This window comes from Gillisia xinjiangensis (genome assembly GCF_046298265.1).
Classification (GTDB): Bacteria; Bacteroidota; Bacteroidia; order Flavobacteriales; family Flavobacteriaceae; genus Gillisia; species Gillisia xinjiangensis.
This window is the reverse complement of record NZ_JBKAHK010000032.1, coordinates 1-828: the sequence shown is the minus strand read 5'-3', so window position 1 is coordinate 828 and position 828 is coordinate 1. Positions and strand designations below refer to the sequence as shown.

Here is an 828-nt window from a genome sequence, read left to right as displayed (position 1 = left end):
ATCGTTGGTCAGAACGGAAACTGTTACTGCAGTGTCTTCATCGGTGGTGGCAGTATCATCAACAGCTACAGGCGCATCGTTGATTGGGTTTACCGTTACCGTTACCGTAGCGGTATCTGTTCCACCATTTCCATCAGTGATGGTATAGGTGAAAGTATCTGTACCGTTGAAGTTGGCATCCGGAGTATAGGTGATCGTGTAGTCTGTATTGATCACAACACTTCCATTAGAAGGTGCAGTGGTTTCGGTTACCGTAAGGGTATCACCGTCCAGGTCAGTATCGTTGGTCAGAACGGAAACTGTTACTGCAGTGTCTTCATCGGTGGTGGCAGTATCATCAACTGCTACAGGCGCATCGTTGATTGGGTTGACCGTTACCGTTACCGTAGCGGTATCTGTTCCACCATTGCCATCAGAGATGGTATAGATGAAAGTATCTGTTCCGTTAAAGTTTTCATTCGGAGTGTAAGTAATTGTTCCATCACCATTGATCACAACACTTCCATTAGAAGGTGCAGTGGTTTCGGTTACCGTAAGGGTATCACCATCCAGGTCAGTATCGTTGGTCAGAACGGAAACTGTTACTGCAGTGTCTTCATCGGTGGTAGCAGTATCATCAACTGCTACAGGCGCATCGTTGATTGGGTTGACCGTTACCGTTACCGTAGCGGTATCTGTTCCACCATTGCCATCAGAGATGGTATAGATGAAGCTATCTGTTCCGTTGAAGTTGGCATCCGGAGTATAGGTGATCGTGTAGTCTGTATTGATCACAACACTTCCGTTAGTAGGTGCAGTGGTTTCGGTTACCGTAAGGGTATCACCGTC

At 46.9% G+C, this 828-nt stretch carries 1 protein-coding gene; it reads right to left on the bottom strand.

What is annotated here, in order from left to right; genetic code table 11:
- The coding region (locus ACKGJN_RS16295) for an Ig-like domain-containing protein (protein ID WP_409540623.1) at window positions 1–828 on the bottom strand (828 nt) is incomplete at both ends.